This window comes from Shewanella aegiceratis (genome assembly GCF_019457495.1).
Taxonomy (GTDB): domain Bacteria; phylum Pseudomonadota; class Gammaproteobacteria; order Enterobacterales; family Shewanellaceae; genus Shewanella; species Shewanella loihica.
This window is the reverse complement of sequence record NZ_CP080416.1, coordinates 2477564-2500482: the sequence shown is the minus strand read 5'-3', so window position 1 is coordinate 2500482 and position 22919 is coordinate 2477564. Positions and strand designations below refer to the sequence as shown.

Annotated in this window: 19 protein-coding genes; 11 read left to right on the top strand and 8 right to left on the bottom strand. The window is 52.4% G+C overall.

Going from position 1 to position 22919, the window contains the following annotated elements; genetic code table 11:
- Positions 1–2: 2 nt before the first annotated feature.
- Both minD and minC read right to left on the bottom strand, forming a co-directional pair.
- A complete protein-coding gene (minD, locus tag K0H80_RS11135; protein WP_220071608.1) occupies positions 3–812 on the bottom strand; it encodes a septum site-determining protein MinD in 810 nt (269 codons plus the stop codon).
- Between the two features lie 24 nt (positions 813–836).
- Positions 837–1502: a septum site-determining protein MinC gene (gene minC / locus K0H80_RS11130; protein ID WP_144203067.1), complete on the bottom strand. Its 666-nt coding sequence runs from the start codon at positions 1500–1502 to the stop codon at positions 837–839.
- A gap of 126 nt (positions 1503–1628) precedes the next feature.
- Here minC and K0H80_RS11125 point away from each other — a divergent pair, with 126 nt between their 5' ends.
- The 7 genes from K0H80_RS11125 to K0H80_RS11095 all read left to right on the top strand — a co-directional run bounded on the left by K0H80_RS11125 (position 1629) and on the right by K0H80_RS11095 (position 6746).
- Entirely contained in the window at positions 1629–1910 is a 282-nt protein-coding gene (locus K0H80_RS11125; protein ID WP_011865981.1) for a YcgL domain-containing protein, read from the top strand.
- Positions 1911–1991: 81 nt separating this feature from the next.
- Entirely contained in the window at positions 1992–2918 is a 927-nt protein-coding gene (locus tag K0H80_RS11120; RefSeq protein ID WP_258406079.1) for a lytic murein transglycosylase, read from the top strand.
- 115 nt (positions 2919–3033) lie between these two features.
- Positions 3034–3474 (top strand): YcgN family cysteine cluster protein, encoded by a 441-nt coding sequence (locus tag K0H80_RS11115; RefSeq protein WP_041406638.1) that lies wholly within the window; start codon positions 3034–3036, stop codon positions 3472–3474.
- Positions 3475–4242: 768 nt separating this feature from the next.
- Entirely contained in the window at positions 4243–4530 is a 288-nt protein-coding gene (locus K0H80_RS11110) for a DUF3892 domain-containing protein (RefSeq protein WP_220071606.1), read from the top strand.
- 353 nt (positions 4531–4883) lie between these two features.
- Positions 4884–5510, top strand: coding sequence for a hypothetical protein (locus K0H80_RS11105; RefSeq protein ID WP_220071605.1), 627 nt, complete (start codon positions 4884–4886; stop codon positions 5508–5510).
- A gap of 240 nt (positions 5511–5750) precedes the next feature.
- The gene (locus tag K0H80_RS11100; protein ID WP_258406078.1) at positions 5751–6008 is read left to right on the top strand and encodes a hypothetical protein; all 258 of its coding nucleotides are present in this window, start codon (positions 5751–5753) and stop codon (positions 6006–6008) included.
- Between the two features lie 141 nt (positions 6009–6149).
- The gene (locus K0H80_RS11095; RefSeq protein WP_011865975.1) at positions 6150–6746 is read left to right on the top strand and encodes a hypothetical protein; all 597 of its coding nucleotides are present in this window, start codon (positions 6150–6152) and stop codon (positions 6744–6746) included.
- A gap of 515 nt (positions 6747–7261) precedes the next feature.
- Here K0H80_RS11095 and dsbB read toward each other — a convergent pair.
- The gene (dsbB, locus tag K0H80_RS11090) at positions 7262–7777 is read right to left on the bottom strand and encodes a disulfide bond formation protein DsbB (protein ID WP_011865974.1); all 516 of its coding nucleotides are present in this window, start codon (positions 7775–7777) and stop codon (positions 7262–7264) included.
- Between the two features lie 87 nt (positions 7778–7864).
- Entirely contained in the window at positions 7865–9460 is a 1596-nt protein-coding gene (gene nhaB / locus K0H80_RS11085) for a sodium/proton antiporter NhaB (protein ID WP_220071604.1), read from the bottom strand.
- Positions 9461–9758: 298 nt separating this feature from the next.
- Here nhaB and fadR point away from each other — a divergent pair, with 298 nt between their 5' ends.
- On the top strand, positions 9759–10520 hold the full coding sequence (gene fadR / locus K0H80_RS11080) for a fatty acid metabolism transcriptional regulator FadR (protein ID WP_011865972.1): 762 nt from the start codon (positions 9759–9761) through the stop codon (positions 10518–10520).
- 90 nt (positions 10521–10610) lie between these two features.
- On the opposite strand, the gene tamB is transcribed toward fadR, so the two are convergent.
- On the bottom strand, positions 10611–14540 hold the full coding sequence (gene tamB / locus K0H80_RS11075) for an autotransporter assembly complex protein TamB (RefSeq protein WP_220071603.1): 3930 nt from the start codon (positions 14538–14540) through the stop codon (positions 10611–10613).
- The gene (locus K0H80_RS11070; protein ID WP_434086626.1) at positions 14537–16384 is read right to left on the bottom strand and encodes an autotransporter assembly complex protein TamA; all 1848 of its coding nucleotides are present in this window, start codon (positions 16382–16384) and stop codon (positions 14537–14539) included. The genes tamB and K0H80_RS11070 overlap by 4 nt, the downstream gene beginning before the upstream one ends.
- Before the next feature lie 172 nt (positions 16385–16556).
- Here K0H80_RS11070 and K0H80_RS11065 point away from each other — a divergent pair, with 172 nt between their 5' ends.
- From K0H80_RS11065 to K0H80_RS11055, 3 genes are all read left to right on the top strand, one after another.
- The gene (locus K0H80_RS11065) at positions 16557–17564 is read left to right on the top strand and encodes an isoaspartyl peptidase/L-asparaginase family protein (RefSeq protein ID WP_220073964.1); all 1008 of its coding nucleotides are present in this window, start codon (positions 16557–16559) and stop codon (positions 17562–17564) included.
- Positions 17565–17998: 434 nt separating this feature from the next.
- Positions 17999–20836, top strand: a complete 2838-nt coding sequence (locus K0H80_RS11060; RefSeq protein ID WP_220071601.1) for an ExeM/NucH family extracellular endonuclease — start codon at positions 17999–18001, stop codon at positions 20834–20836.
- Positions 20837–21124: 288 nt separating this feature from the next.
- Entirely contained in the window at positions 21125–22054 is a 930-nt protein-coding gene (locus K0H80_RS11055) for a universal stress protein (RefSeq protein ID WP_011865967.1), read from the top strand.
- 198 nt (positions 22055–22252) lie between these two features.
- Here K0H80_RS11055 and K0H80_RS11050 read toward each other — a convergent pair whose 3' ends face one another.
- Together K0H80_RS11050 and K0H80_RS11045 are read right to left on the bottom strand one after the other, a co-directional pair.
- Positions 22253–22573 carry a YdbL family probable chaperone protein gene (locus tag K0H80_RS11050; RefSeq protein WP_220042610.1) on the bottom strand — a complete coding sequence of 107 codons (321 nt, stop codon included), beginning with the start codon at positions 22571–22573 and terminating at the stop codon, positions 22253–22255.
- Positions 22574–22594: 21 nt separating this feature from the next.
- The gene (locus K0H80_RS11045) at positions 22595–22738 is read right to left on the bottom strand and encodes a YnbE family lipoprotein (RefSeq protein ID WP_160290154.1); all 144 of its coding nucleotides are present in this window, start codon (positions 22736–22738) and stop codon (positions 22595–22597) included.
- Between the last annotated feature and the right edge of the window lie 181 nt (positions 22739–22919).

Below are 22919 nucleotides of genomic sequence, written 5' to 3'. Positions count from 1 at the left end.
AATTAGCTACCAAATATCCTTTTCAAGAATCCTTTTTTCTCTTCGGTGACGAAACGCATCTCTACGTCTTCACCCGTTAGTCGTGCCACGGCGTCGCTGTATGCCTTACCGGCATCGCTCTCTTGGTCGATGATCACAGGTACGCCCGAGTTAGAGGCCTTGAGTACGGCTTGTGACTCGGGGATCACCCCAAGTAGCGGAATGGCCAAGATCTCTTCCACGTCGGCTACGCTCAGCATCTCGCCGGTGGCGACGCGGGTAGGGGAGTAACGGGTCAGTAGCAGCAGCTCCTTGACCGGCTCCAGGCCCTCTTCGGCGCGCTTAGACTTGCTCTGCAACATGCCCAGGATACGGTCAGAGTCGCGTACCGAGCTCACCTCAGGGTTGGTGGTGACGATCGCCGTGTCGGCAAAATAGAGGGCCATCATGGCGCCTGTTTCGATACCCGCAGGTGAGTCGCAGATGATGTATTCGAAATCTTGTTTAAGCTCGTCCAGTACGCGGCCCACGCCCTCTTTGGTCAGGGCGTCTTTGTCACGGGTCTGAGAGGCGGGCAGCACGAACAGGTTGCTGGTGCGCTTGTCTTTGATCAGCGCCTGATTCAGGTTGGCTTCGCCGTTGATCACATTGACGAAGTCGTACACCACGCGACGCTCGCACCCCATGATGAGGTCCAGATTACGCAGGCCGATATCGAAATCGACTACCACGGTTTTATGTCCTTTCAATGCCAGGCCGGTGGCAATGGCCGCACTCGAAGTGGTCTTGCCCACTCCACCCTTACCTGAGGTGACAACAATAATTTGTGCCATGTTTGTTTCTGTCCTTTTCAATTTCTATAGCGATAGTGCTTCGACGGTAAGGCTGTCGCCGTCAAGCCTGATGCAACCGCTCTTGATCGAGGCATGTGCCTGTAGATTCTCGGTTAACCAATATTGCCCGGCGATGGAGACCAGCTCGGCATCGATATTCTGGGCGATGATCACGGCATTCTTGTCGCCATTGGCACCCGCCATGGCCTTGCCTCTAAGACTACCGTATATGTGTATGCTGCCATCTGCAATCACTTCTGCGCCATTACCCACGGCGCCTATGATGATGAGATCGCCATTTTGCGCGTAAATCTGCTGCCCGGAGCGAATGTTCTGCTTCACTATCTTGGTGGTTTTCGGCAGCTGCGGCTGGGTCTGACTCTGTTTGCCAGACTTGATCAGCGCAAGCCCCAAGGCCTTGGCCTGATTAGCGATAGCACTCGGCGCGCCGGTGATCCCCACAATCACCAACTGCCTGGAGATCAAGAGATCTTTGAGGCCGGCGAGGTTGTAATCGGGGTCTGAGATGGCGCTGAGGTTGACCACCAGGGGCGCACCAAGAAAAAACTGCGGCGCGATGGCCAGTTTATCGTCGAGTTCGCGGGCAATTCCGTCGAGATCTGCATCATTAATATGCAGCACTGAAAGCGTAAATGAAGAGCCTTTTAATTCGAGGCTAGGTTTCTGCATTCCTAAACTTGCTCTTGATAAAATTAACCGGCTCGCGCCGGCTAGATATTATTATAATCCTTGCGCTCCATGTTATAGTGTGCGCAATTTGCTGGCAAGTTGAATAAACTGGAAATTTCACCCTATATGATCTGTGCTGTATATAAGAGTCGCTTAAAACCCGATAGCTATCTTTTTGTGGAGAAACGTAACGATTTCGAGCGTGTGCCCGAGCCTCTGATGAAGATGTTTGGCACGCCAGAACTGGTGATGTTGCTGCCGCTAAACAAACGGGAACAGTTAGCCCTTGCCGATATAGAAAAAGTAAAAGTTGAACTAGCCGAGAAGGGGTATTATCTTCAATTACCACCACCGCCGGTTAACCTACTCGAAGAGTACAAGAAAGAGATAGGTTATAGCAGAGACTAGTTACCGATAGGAAAGTGCATGTTTTTGAAGAATGTTTTGCTAAGTGCTCTACTTGCAAATGGCTTGCTTTTGGCCAGCCCCTTGCAAGCCCAAGAGTCAGCGCTCAGTTATGATCAATATCTCTCTGAGTTAAAGCAGCAAGCAGTCGAGCAGGGGATCGCCCAAGGCACCATAGACGCGGTTTTCGATCAGATAAAGCTGTTCAAGAAGGCGGTGGTTAACGAACCCGCCGCCAATGGCCCGCAAAATGGTCCGCAAAATCTGGAAACCTATCTCCCAGAGCGGGTGAGCGAAGCCCTGGTAGAGCAGGCGAGAAGCCTTTATCGCGACAACAAGGCGCTTTTCGACCGTCTCGGTAAGGAATATGGCGTCCAGCCAAGGTTTGTACTGGCCTACTGGGGCATAGCCTCGGCATTCGATGCCAGCGACTATCCGGCCCTGACGGTGATCGCCTCCAACGCCTATCATGGCGAAGGCCAGGATGCGGCGTTTCTCGCGGCGCTCAAGCTGATGGAGCGTGACCAGCTCAGCTTCGACAGTCTCAAGAGCGATGCCACCGGCCTGATGGGCTACCCCCACTTTACCCCCAAGCAGCTGGCCAAATACGGCAAAGATGGTAATGGCGACGGTAAGGTGGATATCTGGCAAAACCTCGCCGATGCCTTCGCCACCACGGCAAATTATCTCAAGCAGCTCGGCTGGGATTATGATGGCACCTGGGGACGCCAGGTGAAATCCCCTAGCGAACTGCCCAAGGATCTGGTGGGGCTCGAGGTACACAAAGGCTTTGATCAGTGGCAGGCGCTCGGCGTAAGGCGCTTCAATGGCAGCGACCTGCCGTCACGCAAAGATATGCAGGTGTCGCTGATTAGGCCCGATGGCAAAGGCGGTCGCAGCTATCTGGTGTATGACAACTACCGGGTGCTGAGACAGACACAGGCGTCGGATCATCTGACCCTGGCTGTGACCTACCTGTCAGAAAGAATTAAGTATCCTGAGATAAAATAGGCTACTCGAGACGCTTAGCCGGTTTAAGCTGGCTCGGCGCCTAAGCACTCCGCCAACTCCTGGTCATTGAAATATATGGCCTTTAAAAGAGTTGGCCCTTGAAAGAATTGTAAAGATGTCGTTTTGGAAAGAGAAAACCCTCGCAGAGTTGAGTGCCCAGGAATGGGAATCGCTGTGCGATGGCTGTGGTAAGTGTTGCCTCAACAAGATCATCGACGATGAAACCGATGAGCTCTACTACACCAACGCCGCCTGTAAGCTGCTCGATGCAAAGGCGTGTAATTGCATGCACTATGAGCAGCGTTTTACCTTCGTCCCCAGCTGCACTAAGGTGACGGTGGATAACATCGCCGAGCTCACCTGGCTGCCAGACAGCTGCGCCTACCGCCGCCTGTATCAGGGCAGGGACCTGCCGAGCTGGCATCCGCTGTTAACCGGCGACAAGACCAAGATGCATGAGTTGGGGATGTCGACCCGCAACAAGATAGTGAATGAGAACAAGGTTAGGTACCTTGAGGATCATATCGTGTTGTGGCCGCTCAAAGATTGCGACTAGTTCTTCACTTAACTCGTGAAAAGTGGTTTTAGTCTTCTTTGATTGACATCACTTAGCTGTAGCGTTAACCGTTAATGTTACTTATTGCCTGCGGCAGGCTCTTCGTGCAGGTGCCGCTGCGGCACGCTGTAAACCCCTCCCTGGGCGCTCTACGACAGCATCCCTGCTGTCGAAGGCCTCAGCCGCACCTGCACCAAGTTAATTGTCTCTTCGATTTAACCTTTCTGGTATCGGATAATGTTTGGGCCTGAGCGTCTAGCTACGTTTTGTATTTGGAAGGGCACCTAGAATCATCACTTCATGGTGGATCAATTGCCTCCGGCAGGCTTATGTGCAGATACATCTGCTACACGCCGACTCTTTGTTTTAAAGGGAGTCATCCTTGGAGGCTCGACGATGGCATCTCTGCCATCGACGTCTGCAGATGCATCTACACTCGGTGTTTAATGTCTCTTCGATTTAGCGTCATTGGGCGGGTATTGAGACAAGTTATTCTTTTTAAGAAAAAAACGTACAAAAATGTGACGGAACTTGTTGATTGTTACCTGACCAATAGCTTAATGTGTAACCAATCAAGGACAGAGCTAGGCCAATTCGAATCAAACATCGACTACGCCATTCAGGGAATGAAAAAGCCAACCAATATGCTTCAATCTAATCCCTCAAAAGTTAACTCTGACCCCATTTATTTGCATGCTTGGACTCCTACCTTGCAAGGTATCACTAATAAGTTGTTAGGCTAAAAACCAAAACACAAGGAGTAGAAAAATGGCTGAGAATCATCAAATAAAATGTATCAACAAAACCAATCGTCAAAGTGCCCATGAGCGTATTAGCCATGTTGGTGGTACTAACGGTGATGGAAGTCGTTGGAAACTAACTTTAGATCGAGCTATAGAAGGAATCGAGTCCGGTAAGTGGAAATTCTATGTGAGTGTAAACGGCCAATCAGTTTGGGTTGTCGTTTCAACCAGCGCAGCTGGAAATAAATACTTAAAAACGCAAAATGACGGCGAACAACCAAATAACTTGCTTAGTTTACCTGAATGCCCTTAAAGCCAGAGATTTCTCAATGACTTATAGAACTTTTACTAAACTTCAATGTAATTGTGGTCATGTTGGTCAAATTGTCGAAAGCGAGAACGACCAGCCATACTCTAAAGAGTGGTCGAAAACCAGCCTCAGAGATCTCGATGGAAAGGGGCAATATTCGGGCGCTCATCACCTTGTGGCAAAAATGAGACCGTCCTGCCCCATATGTGGTCGCTCATTAACACCTGAGCACATCGTCAATGAATAAGCCTAACAAACGGCAGCAATCGCTCCCTACGGGAGCTGGGACAGCCAAAACGCTGCGCTTATTTGTCTGCCCTTGTGCCGGGCGTTAGCCTCATAAAGAAATATTCGTTATGAAAAAAGAAGATGGCAATCCTCATTCTCCAATTTGGCTTATTGGAGACTCAGAACCGCATAAATTAGCGTCGATACTCGAATTTCCTTTAGATTCAAGGCATCCGACAAGACATAACATTTGGACACCAATTCTTGATCAAATTCAAGAGGTTGTATTTACTCAAAAATTAAACAGATTATCTCAAAATGCTTTTTACATAAGAAATGCTGTATCCAATTCAGAGTTAAAGAAAAACCTTACTAGCAGCTCGAAAAACTTAGATCGTGAAATAAATGAGCTTAATGAGCTTTTTAATCGCTACAAACCAAAACTAATTTTTAGCTTTGGTTCATTTTCATTCGAATTTTGCAGGCGAGCATTAAATGAAACCGTTAAACATGCACCATCATATTGGTCAGTTGAACGATTGAATAATGAGTTTACTGCGAGAATCGCATCTACAACATCATTAATCCCTCTATTACATGCTGTGATTGCAAGAGGTCAATTTATGCTTTGCCATCAAACATTCTCTGGTAATACTGGTAACTATTTTTCACATACAGGTTCATTGCTAGCAGAAAGAATTCTTTATGAATGCGGCGATAGAAGTGACGTGTGGATGCATAACGCTAATAAATAATTGGTGTGGGACAGCACGCTGCCCCACAATTAGAAGTTAATTGGAAGGGGCATGTACAAGCTTCTAGCCTAACCGAAAACGACATATCTTGGGCAGCGAGAATAAATGGGGGCAGAGTAAGCTTTTTAAGAGAGTTGATTGGCACATGATTCTTGTTGAATTTTGTGTTCATCGTGCGATGGGGTAGGCTGGGTAGTAGCGTTGCTTACGCTGAATACGGTGTTATATGGAAATCGAGTTATGGAGAAGTCGATGAGGATAGAGAAATGGAAGCAAGTACGTGCCAAGGGCAAAGCTAGGTTTATCTGGATGAATGGCTTTCTACTTTGGGGCGTTTCTACTGCAGTGCTATGGTCAATTTTGATGCAGGTCTTTCAGCCACAAGAACCTATTTGGGTTAGACCGCTTGTCGCTATTATCGTTTTTCCCGTTGGCGGTTTAATTTGGACCAATTGGCTTTGGTACTTCTCAGAGCGCAAGTATCGTAAAAAGGCATAATAAGCCAATTAAAGCTGGAATTATAAATCTTGGCTCAATTTTTGCTCAATTTGGCTTTGCTAAACAGTATAGCCAAGTATTATCAGCCCATTATTGTGGTATTAGCCACTACTTAATTAACTAGAACTAAGGAGGGTTCTAATGAAAAATATTTTTGCTCTATTGTGTTGTATAGTTTTCTATTCTCCTCAGTTAAAAGCTGATGAATCTTGGGATTTCATCCAAATTTCCTGTAATAAAGATTTGTCATACTTTTCTCTTAATACGTTTCAGGTATGGAACCCTAGCTATGAAGGCATGGAAAAGGATTCAAAAATTGTAACGGCACATGAGCTACAAAAAAGTCCTTTTATATGCGATTTAACAAAAGACGTTACTGTTGAAGTAAAAGGCTACTGTAAGTCTGGAGCTGGAGAGTGTGCTCCCGGTTTTGGACCTGCTGCAGAAGGTTTTGCTGTGTTTATAAATGGTAAAATATGGCCTTTAAAGTCTGGATACCCACCCTCAAAGAAAGAATATCTAGGATGGATTGAATACACCCAGTACAGAAATTGGTCTGTATCAAACAACATTGGGCTTACGGTCAAAACATACGATAATGGAAAAGGCTATGTGATTAATGCACGGCATTGCAGAATAGAAGATAAAGTGGCACCAATGTACTCTGATATAGATACCGATAAAATGGAGTATGAAAGTTTAAAGTCGTATTGTGCAAGGTACAGATTTTCATCTTAATGATTTGGTTACAAAACAAGTATTTAAAAGTGAAGCCAACAGGTGGAATTTTTGTCTCCGTGTTAGGGTTTGTGCTTATCGTAGATGACTTAGGCTAGGGGGTATCATTACTCACACTGAATGTGGCGTTTAGCCTATTTATCTTAGTTTTCACACATCCTAGCTCCCTATTCTTAAGAAGGGGCTTGTACCTCTAATCTCTGTCTTATCTTCTTTTCATTACCAATGCCGCCAAATCGAAGAGACGTTAGATACCCAGTGTAGATGCATCTGCGGACGTCGATGGCAGGGATGCCATCGTCGAGCCTCCAAGGATGGATTTACGGCGTGTAGCAGATGTATCTGCACATAAGCGAGCCGCAGGCTATTAACTAGATTGAAGGAGTGATTTTCACATATCAATTCAATAGGATTTAAGGTAGATGTGTGAACAAGCGACTTTCGTGGCTAGGCGATAGCTAGCCACAAAAAACGCCCATTAAGGGCGTTTCTTAAAAGCGATAACCTAAACGCAATTAGGCTTTCTTAGTCGGCATTAGTGCCGGAACAATAAACACCACCAGGGCAATCAGGTAGGTGCTGAAGGCCACCACCATCCACTGTGACATAGTGATGCCAAACATCTCCCAGGGGATGTCGGTGCACATGCCGGTGGGCAGGAAGACTGACGGGAACCATTCGTGTAGCGGCATCCATTCTGGAAATTCCGGCAGGAAGGAGCAGGTGGAGAAAGGTGATGGGTTGGTCTGCATCTCGACCAGTTCAAGTGCCAGCTTGAGGCCCCAGGCGGCGCTAACGCCCCAGAGGAGTACGCCGAGGAAACGCAGCAGGCGGAATTGATGGCCAACCACGCCAATGAGGCCGGCGGTGAGTACGCCGAGCACCGCTAAGCGCTGATAGATACACATGACACAGGGGTCGAGTTTCATCACGTGTTGAAAGAAGAGGGCACAAGCTTCCAGGCCTACGGCTGTGAGTAGCAGTAGAGTCCAGGCTAAACGAGACTGTGCAAATCGGGTCAGGGCACTCAACGATATTCTCCTATAAAAAAACGCCTCTAACTGCTAGAGGCGTTTTTAAGACTTTACGAAACTAGATAAGTTCAGTCAATCAACAAATTAGTGTCCGGTGACTGCGCCTTTGGCCGCTTCCGCCACCGAGTGGTGGATCAGCAAATGGGAATCGTAGAAGTATTGGGTCATCTCGCCCAGGAATCCTGTCTCGATGGCCAGGATGCCCACGATAGACAATACGATAGTGTAGGGCAGCGCCATCCACACCATGCGACCGTAGGAGAGTCTGATCAATGGGGCAATCGCCGAGGTCAGCAGGAACAGGAAGGCTGCCTGACCGTTAGGGGTTGCCACAGATGGCAGGTTGGTACCCGTGTTGATGGCAACCGCCAGCAGGTCGAACTGGTCGCGGGTGATCTGGCCATCTAACAGCGCGGCTTTCACCTCGTTGATATAGACAGTACCCACAAACACGTTATCACTCACCATAGAGAGCAGGCCGTTGGCGATATAGAAGATCACCAGCTGGGTGTTACCCTCGTAGCTCAGTGCCCACTGGATCACAGGGGCGAACAGTTGCTGGTCGATAATCACGCCCACGATGGCGAAGAAGACCGCCAGCAGCGCGGTGAAGGGCAGTGCCTCTTCGAAGGCCTTGCCCAGGGCGTGCTCGTTGGTGACGCCGTTAAAGGCGGTGGTCAGGATGATAACCGACAGACCGATAAGACCCACAGAGGCTAGGTGGAAGGCTAGGCCGACGATCAGCCATACACCCACAAACGCCTGGATAACCAGCTTGATCTTGTCATGCTTGGTGCGGTGCGCATCTTCATAGGAGGCGTAATCGGACAGGATCTTATGTACCGCCTCTGGCAGCTGTTGGCCATAGCCAAACCACTTAAACTTTTCCACCAGGAAACAGGTGGCGATACCCGAGATGAACACAGGCACTGTGACCGGGCCCATGCGCAGGGCAAACTCACCGAACTGCCAGTTGGCCTGGGCGGCGATGATCAGGTTTTGCGGCTCACCCACCATGGTGCACACACCACCCAATGCGGTACCAATACCGGCATGCATCAGCAGGTTACGCAGGAAGCCACGAAACGCCTCCAGCTCATCTTCACACAGGGGATGGCCTTCACCGTGACTATCTGAGGTGTGGTCGTGATCGTCGGTAAAACTCTTGCCTGAGGCTACCTTGTGGTAGATGGAGTAGAAACCTACGGCCACGGCGATGATCACGGCGATTACCGTCAGCGCATCGAGGAAGGCAGACAGGAAGGCGGAGGCGATACAGAACATCAAGGAGACCACTACCTTAGAGCGGATCTTGGTGATCATCTTGGTGAACACGAACAGCAGCAGCTGTTTCATGAAGTAGATGCCGGCCACCATGAAGATCAATAGCAGCAGTACTTCCAGGTTGGCTTCTATCTCATGCAGCACCTGACTGGGCGAGGTCATGCCTATGATGACGGCTTCGATGGCCAGCAGACCACCGGGTTGTAGGGGATAACATTTCAGCGCCATTGCCAGCGTGAAGATGAACTCGACTACCAGTAACCATCCGGCGACGAATGGGTTGAGGTAGAAGACGATCGGGTTGATCACTAAGAATGATAAAATTGCGATTTTGAACCACTTAGGAGAATTTCCTAAGAAATTGTCAATAAACGCCTGACTCATGGTCACAGGCATGGCATCCTCTCATCTATATAATTATTTTTTGACAGAAAGTTAACGAACTGTCCGCTGTTCAATTCAGTGTATCCTAATGATATGTAGAATTTAATACCTTTATGGTCCCCATTGCCCAAAAACAGACATTAACTGCAATCTATATCACAAGCTTGTTGATGTGGTGTGTATTTTGCTCATTAATGAGATCTGAGTCCTTGATCTTATCCAGTAATGTTACGGATTAGGTTTCCATTTTTTACCGCTCTGGTATGATCAGTTCCCAAGATAACTTTGAATAAATTGGAATAGTGGCCTGATGACAACTGTCCCCCAAGTACCTGTAGCGCCTAAAGACAAAGATATTATTGAAGCGAAAGGTCCTGCGAGCTTTGCCGAAAAGTATATTGTTCGTTCGATTTGGGAGGGAAAGTTTCCACCCGGTTCCATTCTACCCGCCGAGCGTGAACTGTCTGAACTGATCGGCGTGACACGTACTACGCTGCGTGAAGTGCTGCAGCGCCTGGCCCGCGACGGCTGGTTGACCATTCAACACGGTAAGCCAACACGAGTTAACGATATCTGGGAAACCTCGGGTCTGAACGTGCTGGAAACCATCGCCGATCTTAACCCTGCCGGTGAACCTGTGCTGCTGGAGCAGCTGCTATCTGCCCGCACCAACATCAGCGCCATCTATTTTAAGGGCGCCGTGCGTTACAACCCAGACAAGGTGCTTGAGGCGTTAGCGCCACTGGCCACCCTGAAAGATGATGCCAAGGCCTTTATCGAGTTTGATTACCAGTTGCATCACACCCTGGCGTACCACTCGGGTAATCCTTTGTATGTGTTGATCCTCAACGGCTTCAAGGGCCTCTATAGCCGCGTGGGTGAAGAGTACTTTGCCATCGAGAAGGCGCGCGAGCTGGCGCTGGACTTCTACCAGGCGCTCGAAGCCCTGGCCAAAGATCATAACCACAACGACGTACCTGTATTGATGCGCAGCTATGGCATCAACAGCGGTAAGGTGTGGCAGCGTTACAAGGCCAACCTGATGCAGTCGGCCGAGGCGAGCAAGGCTTAAGCGCCAGCCGCAACACCCTTTGATAAAAAAAGCCGCTCATTGAAGCGGCTTTTTTTATGGCGTCTTTTTATCTGGTAGTTTTTCGCGGCGCTAATCGATGTCGAAGTTGTAGTAGATATCCAGGGTCTTGGAGATGGTACCCGAGACGCTCTCCAGATAGAGCTGAGACATCAGGTAGTAGCGCACCGTCATCTCATAGCCTGGGTTGAACACCCCCACACCATATTTGACCATGAGATCTTCGCCGATGAAGCCGCTGATGGCGACCTTGCCTTCGTCGTTGGCGTCGAACTGCACGTTGGAGATGCCGAACTTCTCTATGATGCCGGAGGCGGAGCTGCCGAGATTGCTAAAGGCGTTATCTCCCAGCTGATTGCCCAGGGTGAGGGCGGCGCCCATCATCAGGGCATTGTTCTGATCTGAGCTCGAGTTATTCAGCCCAGTGCCCTTGATGATGTAGGAGAGGATCTCCGCCTGCTCCTTGGCGGGATTGGAGAAGAGGGTGACCACAGGTTTTAGCGGCGTGCCCGTAATGCGCACCCCGGCGACCACATCTTCATCCTTGATCTCGCGGATCGCCTCGATATTCAGGTTAGGCACCGCCATGGGGCCGATAAATTGCACCTCGCCCGCCTTGATCGACAGTGTTTGACCCATAAATTTGTAGTTACCGTTAACCACCTTGATGTCGCCATAGAGCAGCGGCGGCTTAAAGGCGGCTTGGCGCAGCTCCAGGGTACCGACTAGCATGCCTCGCAGCCCCATGCCGTCTATGGTGAGCTTGTCGCCTACCTTGACCGCTATCTGGCTGGTGACGGCGATGGGATCTTTTACCTGGCCTTGGCTGGCCAGGCTGTCGTTGAACACCACATCGCTGGACTCGGCCACGCCGCCCTCGGGCAGCTGGACGATTTTGATATGCCCAGATGGCACATCCAGCTTGCCGCGAATATCCAGGTGCTTATCGCTAAAGCTGATGTCGAGATCCGGTGACACATCCAGTATCGCCAGCGGCGGCTGAATGATCGCCAGCTTGTCGCCGCTAAAGTTAAGATCCCCCTTGAGTCCCTCTTGCCAGCCGATCACGCCATCTAGGCCAGCCTTGCCATCGCCCATGGTCCACTGACCCTTCACCTGACCCGTCTGCCCCAGCAGGGTGAGTTTGAGGTTGATGTTATCCAGCAGGGTCGGGTTGGCGGCGGCCGCCAGTTGGCCGTCGATGAGATCTACTGTGCCGCTGAGATCAGGCTCGCTCAGCGTACCGCCCAAGATGATGGCGCTGGAGACCTTACCGTCGAGCACCTCAAGCTGGGGCGTAAAGTCGGCCAGGGCATGCAGGTCGATATCTTTGAGATCTATCTTGCCGCTCAGCCTGTGCTCTGGGTCGGTACTTATGGTGAGTTGACTGTCTATCTTGGCAAAACGCTCAGATTCCAGCTGAGTATCGATGGCAAGTTGTAGCTCATCCAGGCGAGCCTTGAGGTTGAGGTAATGGTATTGGGCCTCGATATGGCGCTTGGTGGTGGTGAGATCAAACTGTCCCGGCGCCATGGCCAGTGTCAGCTGACCCGTGGGCTTGGCGCCCTTGGCCCATTGCAGCTCGCCATCGAGCTGAGTCGGTCCCTTCCATTTGAGGTTTTCCGGCAGCACGGGTGCCAGCAGGGCGCCGAGATCGCCGGCAAATTGCAATCGGGTATCGCCCTTGTCGCCAAGCTCGGCTGTGTCGGTGAGGCACAGGCTGGCGGCATCATGGCGCCAACAGAAGGGGGAGATCTCGCCCTTGGCGTGCTTGTTGTCCCAATAGAGGTCGAAGGGTTCATCCAGCGCCATGGCGCCGAGGCGAGAATTGAGGCTGATGCGCTTTATCTTGGCGTCGAAGCGCTGGGTTTTCTCGTCGAAGGTGGAGGCGATAGAGGTGTTGAGCTGCAGGTTACCATAGGTCTGCAGGCCCAGTTTCTGTTTGGCGATATCCCCCTTGAAGCCCAAGGTGAGGTCGCTCAGTGCCATGCCTTGCCCCTTGATACCCGTAGATTTTAGTGACAGGGCAAATTGGTGCGCATCCTGGGGGCGGTAGAAGGCGATGAGCTTAGCCTTGTCTACCGTGATATCGGCGTACTTAAACTCTATGGTGTCGGCGTTGATGGCCACTTCCGGGTGCTCGTCATCGCCCGAGACATTGATCACCGCCTTGATGGCGCCGCTGGCGCTCGGATCCCACAGGCTCAGGGCAGGCACGCTCAGCTGGCCATCTAGCGCCCAGGCATCATCGACCCGTCCGGAGAGGGTGAGCTGTGACTCAAGGGCGTCGAGCTGCAGATGCTCGGCGTTAAGCTGGAACTTATCGTTTAGGGAGATATCCCCCTGGAGCCTCAGTGGATATTGATCCACCTGGCCTTGGAGATCCGCCTGGCTGATGCCTACTGACCACTGCTTGTCGCTAAAGCGTCCCTGGCTATGCAGGCTGCCGCTTATCTGGGTCTCGGGCAGGGGCTTGTCTGGCATCACGTCCAGCTGGGCAAGATCTAGGTCTTGGGTGTCGGCCTCGAGCTGCCAGCTAATCGCCTCGCCGTAACCCAGCTTGCCCTTAAGATCCAACTTGCCCATCTCGCTGTCGATGGAAAGCGCAGCCACCTCGACGTTTTGGTCTTGATGGGTCAACTGGGTGTTCAGGCTTAACCATGGATGATAAGGGGTCTTAAGCTCACCGGTCAGTTTGAGATTTTGGGATGCCAGGTTGCCGCTCGATTCAAGCGCCAATGCCTTGGCCTCATATTGCGCCTGGGTAAGTGGCCACATCAGGTGCGGGCTGGAAAGCGTTATCTCGTAGGGCATCGCAGGCGTGCTCAGGTTTCCTTTGGCGTCGAGATCCAGCTCGAGGTGGCCTTCGCCCTTGAGCTTGACGGCAAGGGCCGAGAAACCGCCGTTGATCTCGGCGTTCAGGCGCTGGTGCTTGAGTTCCGGCAGCTCGCTGATCTTGTTGGCATTCAACTCCGCCTCGAGATGCAGCGCCATGGGATAGTCTTGAGTCAGGCTCATCTCGCCATCGAGGCGCGCCTTACCATAGTCATGACTGAAGGCCAGGCTATCGACGGTGATCTTATAGCCAAGGTAACTGCCGGACAGATCGATAGCGGCAAATTTGTCTATGCGCTCGCCGAGCCTGAGCTCGCTGTCAACCAGATGCGCGCCATCGACGAAGATGGGTATGGGGATCTCGACCTCGGGTAGCTGACTCAAGGGCCAACTCGCCTTCGTTTCTTGCTGGTCAGTTTTTACCTGATTTTGAGCCTGCATTTGGCTATTAGTTTGATTTTGCTGCGCGCCATCTTCGCTCTGCCCAAGGGGAATCGAGACCAAGAGTCCGCTGCTGTCGAGCCGATTGACCCTCAGGCCTGTCTCTAACCAGCTGGCCTTGACCGCGAGCTGCTCGGCATTAAACTGCATCTCATTGACCCGCACCCTAATCTGATTGAGATCGCTCTGGTTGAGTATGATGCCGATAGGCAGGGTGAGCGGGCCATGGTCGCTTGTTTCGTCAGTCGGAGCTGTCTCCTCGAGAGGAGACTCTGGCGATGATGCGGTGAGCAGGTCTGTATCAATATCGACGCGCACCGCATCGGCGCCTAGCGAGTCGACACACACCTGGCGCTGCAGCAGACACAGGGGGCGCCAGTTGAGGCTAAGCCCCTCTGTTTCGACCTCTATGCCCGTCATCTGCCACTTAGCATGCTCCAGTTGCAGCTGACCGTTGAGGGTACCGCCGCCATAGCTCAGGCTTAAGTCCGGCACCAGGAGATCGGCGAGGTTGACCGCGATGCGACTGCCAAAGGGGGTGCCTATCAAGATGGCCAGCAGGATGAGCAGGGCCAGTGGCAGATAGAGCAGCACCCGAACAAGGTTACGCAGCCAGCAGAGCAGGCGGTATAGCAAAGATCTTGGCGGCGCTTCGCCGCCCTGCGCCGATAGCGGCTGTTCCTGGGTCATCTGCCCTTGGTCGATTCCATCTGGCCGCTCTATCATAGCTCGGCCCCCATGGTGATATGGATGCGCCAGCTGCGATCAACTGTCTCTGTTTCCTTAAGGCCGACACCGAGATCCAGCTTGATGGGGCCGATAGGGGAGATCCAGTGGACACCGCCGCCCACAGAGACGATGGGCTCGAACTGCTGATTGTCGAAGGCGTTACCGGCATCGACGAAGGTGGCTAGACGCCAGGTGGGGGTGAGGTAGTATTGATACTCCAGGCTGCCGACCATCAGGTAGCGGCCACCCACTACCATGCGGGCCAGCTGATCTTGGCTGTTGGTATATTCGATATAGGGGCCTAGCTCCTGGTAGCTATAGCCGCGGATGCTTTGATCGCCGCCGGCAAAGTAGCGCAATGAAGGCGGAACCATGGGCAGATCCTCTTCGCTCACCAGGTTGGCGCCCAGATCCAGCCGGGAGACAAACCTGTGCTTGTCGAAGAAGGTGTCTATCCACTTAAACTTGGCCTGGAGCCGGGTCAGACGCAGATCTGAGCCAAGACTCGGGTCGGCATACTCCAGGCTGTAATATTGGAAGAAGCCCGACTTAGGATCCAGGCTCTTATCGCCCCTGTTGGTCTTGGACAGGCTGGTGCCGAGCAGCAAGATGTCGGGATTATATTTGATATCCGACTGGGTATACTCTTCGTTGATGGCATCTAACGAATAGGTAAACAGCCATTGATTGTGCAGGCGTTTTTGCCTGACGACCCCCACGAGTTTCTTGACCGACTCCAGCTCACCCGTGTTGCGATAGTCGCGCTTATCGGGGTCGTAGATCTGGGTCACCCCATATTTGTCCCTCAGCAGGCCGAGGCGTAGCTTGAGCTGATCATCCAGCGGATGGGTGAGGGGAATGGTATAGGTGGTCAGAAACTTAGGTCTGTCCGGCGACCATTCCAGGCTGGTCTCCTGGGAGTGGCCATAGCGATTGATCTGCGGCGTGCGCCAGGTGACTCTGACTCTCGGCTCTATGTTATTGTCGATGGAGTTGCCTATGTCGGCGCCCAGACCCAGCTCGATGGAGTGGCTGGGTTTAGGTGTCACCTCAACCCGAATCGGCACCCTGTCATCCTGCATCTTGTCCAGCTGCGGCAACACCTTAATGTTGGTGAAGTAGCCGGTATCTACCAACTCACGATTGAGGGCGCCTATCTTACCCGTGCTGTAGTGGGAATCTGGCTCAAAGGGGATCAGCTTGTCGAGAAAGCCGGGCACCAGGTCGTGACCGTTGAAGCTGACCTCGCCGATGCGATAGCGCGGGCCGGAGTCGTAGTGCAGGCTGATCTGCGCGATGTCGAGATCCCGGTTGACCACTATCTTATTGGTCAGATATTTGCCCTCGAAGTAACCCCTGGCCAAGGCGTAGGTGAGCAGCTGCGACTTGATCGCCTCATATTCGCCATGATTGAGCACATCACCGGGTTTAACCTTTATCTGTCTGAGCCAGGCGTTGATCACCTCATCATCGAGGATCTCACCCGAGAGCTGAATATCTATCCACTGGATCACCGTCGGGGCGCCCGGGGTGACGGTGAGGCGGAGCGTCCAGGGGCCGGATTCCGGGCTCTCCAGCTGCTGGTCTATCTTGCCCTTGTAGTAGCCAAGGGAGTGAAGCGCGGCCTCTATATTCTCTTCGGCGTTGAAGATATAGGCACGGCGCTGCACCTCTGAGCTTGGGAGGGCGCCGAGGTGGGCGGTGATGTTGCGTTTGAGCGACTCATTCGCGCCGTCGACCTCGACCTTCAACCAGTCGTTTGCCCAGACGGGGGAGATACCCACGCTGAGGCTGAGTAGGGCGAGTATCGATAGCCGGGATAAGGTCGCAAAGATCCGCAAGAAAAAGGCTCTATCTAGTTGAAAAGTTTGTTGCTGTTTATTGTCGCAGATTATAGAGGCCAAGCAAGATGGTGATTGTAATTAATGATGAAAATCGGTACAAAGAAGGCAAACAATAACGAGGAAGCCTACCGTGAGAAGCACTATTACCCCCTCCCTACTCGCCGGCCTGATGGGCCTGTTGATCAGCACTAGCACTCTGGCCGAAACCCAGCCATTTTCCATCGCTATCCATGGCGGCGCCGGCACTATCTCTAAGGCCAATCTGACCGAGGCGCAGCAGCAAGCCTACCGCGACAAGTTAAAAGAGGCGGTGGATGCCGGCTATAAGGTGCTGGAGAAGGGGGGCGATAGCCTGACGGCGGTGACTACTGCCATCAATATTCTCGAAGACAGTCCGCTGTTTAATGCGGGTAAAGGCGCGGTTTACACCTATGACGGCACCCATGAGATGGACGCCTCCATCATGGATGGTCGCAGCCTCAACGCCGGCGCCGTGGCCGGGGTGAAGCATATCAAGAACCCGATCAATCTGGCGCGCGCCGTGATGGACAAGTCGCCCCACGTGATGCTATCGGGCCAGGGAGCGGAGGAATTCGCCCTGAGTCAGGACTTTAGCCTGGTTCCTGTGACCTATTTTGATACCGACAGCCGTTATCAGCAGCTTATCGGTGCTAAGGCCAAGCTGAAAGCGGCCGAGAGCAAGGAGGCGGGTAAGCCAGACTATCAAGCTTCGGTTAACTATCTGGATCTGGATTACAAATTTGGCACCGTGGGCGCCGTGGCGCTGGATAAGCAAGGCAACCTGGCGGCCGGCACCTCGACCGGCGGCATGACGGTCAAGCGTTTCGGCCGTATCGGTGATTCGCCGGTGATCGGCGCCGGCACCTACGCCGAAAATCAGGTGTGCGCCGTGTCGGCCACCGGTCATGGCGAGTATTTCATTCGCTACCATGTGGCGGGGGATATCTGCGCCAAGGTGAAATATCAACAAAAATCGATTCTGCAGGCGGCAGATGAGGTGATCAATCAGCGCCTGATCACCGCAGGTGGTACCGGCGGGGTGATTGCCATCGATCAGCGCGGCAACATCGCCACCCCATTTAACACCGAAGGCATGTACCGCGCGACCCGCAAGGGCGGCGAGCCGGCCAAGGTGATGATCTGGCAGGATAACTAAGCACTTTTAACAATCAGTACATTCAACAATAAGCTATCTAAAGTATTAGCTTGTTTTTAGCCGGGCCTGGGCGTATAGCCTTGGGTCTGGCTTTCGCTTCTAACATCTCTTTTTAGCTTTATTTCAAAAACCTATTCGTACTTCTTCACGTCAGATTCTAAATCCGTCTACCTCAGTAAGCCTCTATTGAATGACTTCATCGAACCGCTCATTGAAGAGGATTGTGCTGCAAAATCGCCTCTAAGCTGTCAATTGTGCTTAACACCTAATGCATTAACTTTATGTAAAATTTGTAACCTCTTTGTCACTAAGCTGATTTATAGTGTGCGCTGGTCGAAGGATCAGCACCGCAGTAATTTGAGCGATAAGACTCGGATACTGTCTAGCACAGCACTAGTTAAACACTAGGTTAATGGATAATTTTAGGGGTTAATATGTTTACCAAAGCAAGCGCGCTTGCCTTGGCGATTGGTGGTGTCTCCACCTTTGCCCAGGCCGCAGACGATCTGATCATCTCAGAGTATGTAGAAGGCAGCAGCAACAACAAGGCCGTCGAATTCTACAATCCCACCGGCGCCGCCATCGATTTAAGTCAATATCAACTCGAGTTCTATTTTAATGGCAGCACCAGTGCTGGCTCTACTATAGCCCTTACCGGTAGCCTGGCCGCCGGCAAGACCTATGTGCTGGCCGACAACGATGCCGCCGGTGAGATCTTAGCGGTCGCCGACCAGCTAAGCACGGCCAGTTTCTTCAATGGTGACGACACCTTAGTACTGCGCAAGCAGGGCCAGGTTATCGACAGCCTTGGCCAGTTGGGTACAGATCCGGGGTCTGAGTGGGGTAGCGGCGATCTGTCGACCCAGAATAACACCCTGCGCCGGGATCCTAACCAACTGATCGCCGATACTCAGCTCGATGATGCCGTGACCCTGGCCACCTGGACAGGGCATGCACAGGATGATTTTAGCGATCTCGGCCAGTTTGCCGGTCAGGGACCGACAGACCCAACCGATCCGACGGATCCGACCGAGCCGCCGGTGAGTCTGGTCTGTCATGATCCGGCCATCAAGATCTCAGAACTCCAGGGCAGTGGCGATATCAGCCCGCTCAATGGTCAGAGTGTAACGGTCGAGGCGATCGTCACCAGCAACCAGGAAGCCGGCCTCAAGGGGCTGTTCCTGCAGATGGCCGATGCCGAGGCTGACGCTGACATCAAGACCTCTGAGGGGGTCTTCGTTTATACCGGTGGTTCGCTGGGTTATCAGGCGGGCGATCGCGTGCGTCTGACTGCCACGGTCAAGGAGTACAACGGCCTGACCGAGCTGACCAATGTCAGCGAGCACGCCTTGTGTGACAGCGATCAAGAGTTGCCGAGCGCCGCCGAGGTGAGCCTGCCGCTGGCTCAGAGCAGCGACCTGGAAGCGGTCGAAGGCATGCGCGTACACTTTACCCAGAACCTGGTGGTGAACGAGGTCTATAACTTAGGACGCTACGGCGAGATCCTGCTTGGTAGCAAGCGTCACTTCATCGGGACTCAGGTGGCCGAGCCTGGCAGCGAGGCGCTGGCGGTGAGTCAGGCCAACGCCTTAGACTCAGTGCTGCTGGACGATGGATTAACCTCGCAAAACCCAGATCCTGTGCGTTATCCAGCGCCTGGCCTGAGCGCCGATAATACTGTGCGTGTGGGCGACTCAATTACCGAGCTTCACGCCGTGATGCACTATGGCTTTGGCAAGTACCGTCTGATGCCAATCGATACGGTTAATTTCGTGGCGACCAACCCAAGAAGCAGCGAGCCAGCCCTGGTCGCCGGCGGTAACCTCAAGGTCGCCAGCTTCAACGTGCTGAACTACTTTAACGGCGATGGCCTGGGCGGCGGCTTCCCGACGGATCGCGGCGCCGACACGCCGAGCGAGTTTGCCCGTCAGCGCGCCAAGATCATCAGTGCCATGGTGAGCATAGACGCCGATATCTTCGGCCTGATGGAGATAGAAAACGACGGCTTTGGTACTGAGTCGGCCATCAATGACCTGGTTAGCGGTCTGAACCAGGCGGTGGGTGAGGCAAGATACCAGTTTATCTCGGCGCCAACGCCAACCATAGGTACTGACGCCATTACCGTGGGCATGCTGTATCGTAGCGATCGCGTCACGCCCGTGGGCGCGGCCAAGGTGCTGTCTAGCGCCAACTCGCCGCTGGATGAGCAGGGTGAGGTGCTGTTTAACGATGGTAAGAATCGTCCGAGTCTGACCCAGGCCTTCGAGGTCTTGGGTGAAGAGCAACAACTTGTGGTGGCGGTGAACCATCTTAAGTCTAAGGGCAGTGATTGTGTCAGTCTGGGCGACCCAGATCTCAACGACGGTCAGGGTAACTGTAACCTGACTCGTACCCGTGCGGCGACCGCCCTGGGGGCTTGGCTGGCCAGCGAGTATGGTGAGCTGCCGACCCTGGTGATTGGTGACATGAACGCCTATGCCAAAGAAGATCCAATCGATGCACTACGTGGCGCAGGATACCTCGAGCTGTTCGACCATCTGGGCAAGTCGGGAGCATACTCCTATGTCTTCTCCGGTGAGACGGGGCAACTGGATCATGCACTGGCCAATACCCAGTTGGCCGACAGGGTTGTCGATGTGACCGAGTGGCATATCAATACCGACGAGCCAAGACTGCTGGACTACAACGAAGAGTTTAAGTCTGCCGGTCAGATTGAGTCCCTCTACAGCAGCGATGCCTATCGCTCTTCGGACCATGACCCTGTGGTGATCTCCCTGCTACTAGAGCGTGAGACCATAGCGCCAGTTGCCAGCTTTAGCTATGAGCTGCAGGGCCGCACCCTGAGCCTGGTGAGCAGCGCCACGGATGAAGATGGCGAGATTGTCGATTATCAATGGGATCTTGGCAATGGTGAGACCGCCAGCGGCCAGCAGCTAAGCTATCGCTATGCCAAGGCCGGTGAGTACCCAGTGACCCTGACGGTAACCGACAACGATGGTTTGAGCCATAGCGTGACTCAGGTGGTGAAGGTACAGGTGAAGCAGCAAAAGCCTGTTGCCGTTATCGAGCATCTGGATCTCTGGTTTATGCATCTGTTTGTCTCGCTAAGCTATGACACTGACGGTGAGATAGTGTCGCAGTCGTGGAAGTTTAACAATGGCGGCAAGCAGACGGGCCCTGTGGCCATCAGCTTGGGTCACCGCGCCAGTAAGGTGAAGCTGACCGTTGAGGATAACGACGGCCTCAAGGGTAAGGCTAAGTTAAACTTCTAATGTTTAGCTAATACAGTTTGAAAAGGCCGCCCTAGGGTGGCCTTTTTTATGCTTAATATATATCAAATTCTATGTAATCTGGTGATTTTAATGGTTAAAAAGCCATTTTGCGCTCAGCTAATAGCTAAAGGTTTGCATTGGGGCTAGGTTAGCTAAAAATGTTCTTAACAATAATCATTTCTATTATCATAAAGTTGCCGCAAACCCACGCCAATAAAGGGCTAGCGCCATTTTGGCGCCTCTGGCTTGAGCTACAATTAGGTGCGAATCCTAGGTGAGAGCAAAGTTATGGATAGCTATCAGAGACTTTTAGTGGTTGTAGATGAACACGATTTCAGTTTAAAGGCCGTTTCCCGAGCCGTGTATCTGGCCAGTAAAACCCACGCGGCAATCATAGTGATGATGTTAGAGCACAGCCATTTCGTCAATCGTCTGGTGGACACCTTCGAGGCCGATGGCAACGAGGGGCAGACCCAACCCCTGACCAAGGAGCGTAAGCTGAGCTGCTTAAATGCCTTTATCAGTCAGGCCGCCCAATCGGGGCTCTCTATCTCCAAGGCGTCTATCGCCTGTCATAGCAGCGACGATGTGCTGCAGTTTTGCGACGACTTCAAGGTGGATGCGGTGATCTTGGCCGCCTCGCGCCATAAGCTATGGAACTGGCTGACCATCAAACCGCTGGATGTGCGGCTGATCCGCGAGTCTTCCCGCCCCGTGGTGGTGGTTAAGGACCATCTGTGGCAACCCGGCGGGCACATTCTTTCCCTGGTTGAGCCCTGCGCCGATGATGTTACCCATAGGGCGCTCAATGACGCCGTGCTGCAGACCTCTGAGCATTTCTCTCAGCTGCTGGCTGGGGATTGTCATCTTATCGATTGCTACTATGGCGAGACGCCAAGCATCTCCTTCCATCAGGCGCTGGCCCCTGCCAATGATGAGAACTACCACCTGCAGAAGATGTCCAGTTATTCCAGCCGCTATCACCTGCAGCCAAAGGGGGCGGCGGTGAGTAATCATCATCTTCATCTGGCCAAGTCACTGCCGGAAGATGCCATCGAGTCCTTAGCCAAGGAGGTGGACTCTGAGCTGGTGATCGTCGGCGATACCGGCAATGGCAGCATGTTTTCCAACATGTGCGGTCATGTGGGGGAGCAGGTGATAGACAGGATCCAGTGCGATCTCTTGGTGGTTAAACCCCAAAGCGCTCACGCCATCTAGTTTTTTTAGTTGAATGAGCCACTGTGAGAGTAGGTGGTTAGTCGGTTAGATAAATGAGAGTTAAAGAAACCAATAAGCGACGCATTAGGCGTCGCTTATTGGTTAGGCACTCATCATAAATTGAGGGGAACTAGCAGCCAGGACTATCAACGGCGACTTTTTGCCCATCTATTTTTACCCCATCTATTCTTTGACCATTTATTTCTTGACCCATTTTCCTTGGGGAGTCTGAATGTAATGGCCCTTGGCGGTGGCCGCTATCGCCTTCTCGGCGGCTAGCTTGGCCACATCATCTACGCTGATCTGGTTCTTGCGGGCGATCTTTTCGTAGTGCGCCTTACGCTTGGCGTTGACCGACTTGGCCAGGGCGCTGGCTTCACTATTGCTGACCACCACACCTAGATAGCCGTTGACCTGTTCGCCCACTAACCCTTGCGCCTTGGCGTCTTGCAACGAGATGGCGAAGGCATTGAGGCTGAGAAGAAGTCCGGCCATGAGGAGGAGTATTTTGCTTTTCATTGGGATCACCTTATACCTTGATTAGAAGAGTTCATCGTTGTTGATCAGCTCATCGAGCTCTTTATCCACCTTAATCTTGATCTCATGTTCAATCTTAACGTTAAGGTTGATAACGATAGGCTTCTCAGGTGGCTCTATCTTGACCGTTGGCGTGCAGCCGCCCATGAGCAGCAGGGCAGCCAGGCTCAGGGTTATCGTCGGCAAGGTTAGCAATTTCTTCACAGTGCTTCCTTAATCTGGTTGAAAATTCTATTGGCTATGGTCTTAGTGTAGATCCCTAAGATGACCATAGGCTGAACGTTTGCATTTGTCGCTGGCTATGACTCTTATGTCGATGCTTGTGCGA

Coding starts and splice junctions, on each gene's coding strand:
- minD (WP_220071608.1), bottom strand. CDS start 812: ATGGCACAAATTATTGTTGTCACCTCAGGTAAGGGTGGAGTGGGCAAG.
- minC (WP_144203067.1), bottom strand. CDS start 1,502: ATGCAGAAACCTAGCCTCGAATTAAAAGGCTCTTCATTTACGCTTTCA.
- K0H80_RS11125 (WP_011865981.1), top strand. CDS start 1,629: ATGATCTGTGCTGTATATAAGAGTCGCTTAAAACCCGATAGCTATCTT.
- K0H80_RS11115 (WP_041406638.1), top strand. CDS start 3,034: ATGTCGTTTTGGAAAGAGAAAACCCTCGCAGAGTTGAGTGCCCAGGAA.
- K0H80_RS11110 (WP_220071606.1), top strand. CDS start 4,243: ATGGCTGAGAATCATCAAATAAAATGTATCAACAAAACCAATCGTCAA.
- K0H80_RS11105 (WP_220071605.1), top strand. CDS start 4,884: ATGAAAAAAGAAGATGGCAATCCTCATTCTCCAATTTGGCTTATTGGA.
- K0H80_RS11100 (WP_258406078.1), top strand. CDS start 5,751: ATGGAGAAGTCGATGAGGATAGAGAAATGGAAGCAAGTACGTGCCAAG.
- K0H80_RS11095 (WP_011865975.1), top strand. CDS start 6,150: ATGAAAAATATTTTTGCTCTATTGTGTTGTATAGTTTTCTATTCTCCT.
- nhaB (WP_220071604.1), bottom strand. CDS start 9,460: ATGCCTGTGACCATGAGTCAGGCGTTTATTGACAATTTCTTAGGAAAT.
- fadR (WP_011865972.1), top strand. CDS start 9,759: ATGACAACTGTCCCCCAAGTACCTGTAGCGCCTAAAGACAAAGATATT.
- tamB (WP_220071603.1), bottom strand. CDS start 14,540: ATGATAGAGCGGCCAGATGGAATCGACCAAGGGCAGATGACCCAGGAA.
- K0H80_RS11065 (WP_220073964.1), top strand. CDS start 16,557: ATGGGCCTGTTGATCAGCACTAGCACTCTGGCCGAAACCCAGCCATTT.
- K0H80_RS11060 (WP_220071601.1), top strand. CDS start 17,999: ATGTTTACCAAAGCAAGCGCGCTTGCCTTGGCGATTGGTGGTGTCTCC.
- K0H80_RS11055 (WP_011865967.1), top strand. CDS start 21,125: ATGGATAGCTATCAGAGACTTTTAGTGGTTGTAGATGAACACGATTTC.
- K0H80_RS11050 (WP_220042610.1), bottom strand. CDS start 22,573: ATGAAAAGCAAAATACTCCTCCTCATGGCCGGACTTCTTCTCAGCCTC.
- K0H80_RS11045 (WP_160290154.1), bottom strand. CDS start 22,738: ATGGGCGGCTGCACGCCAACGGTCAAGATAGAGCCACCTGAGAAGCCT.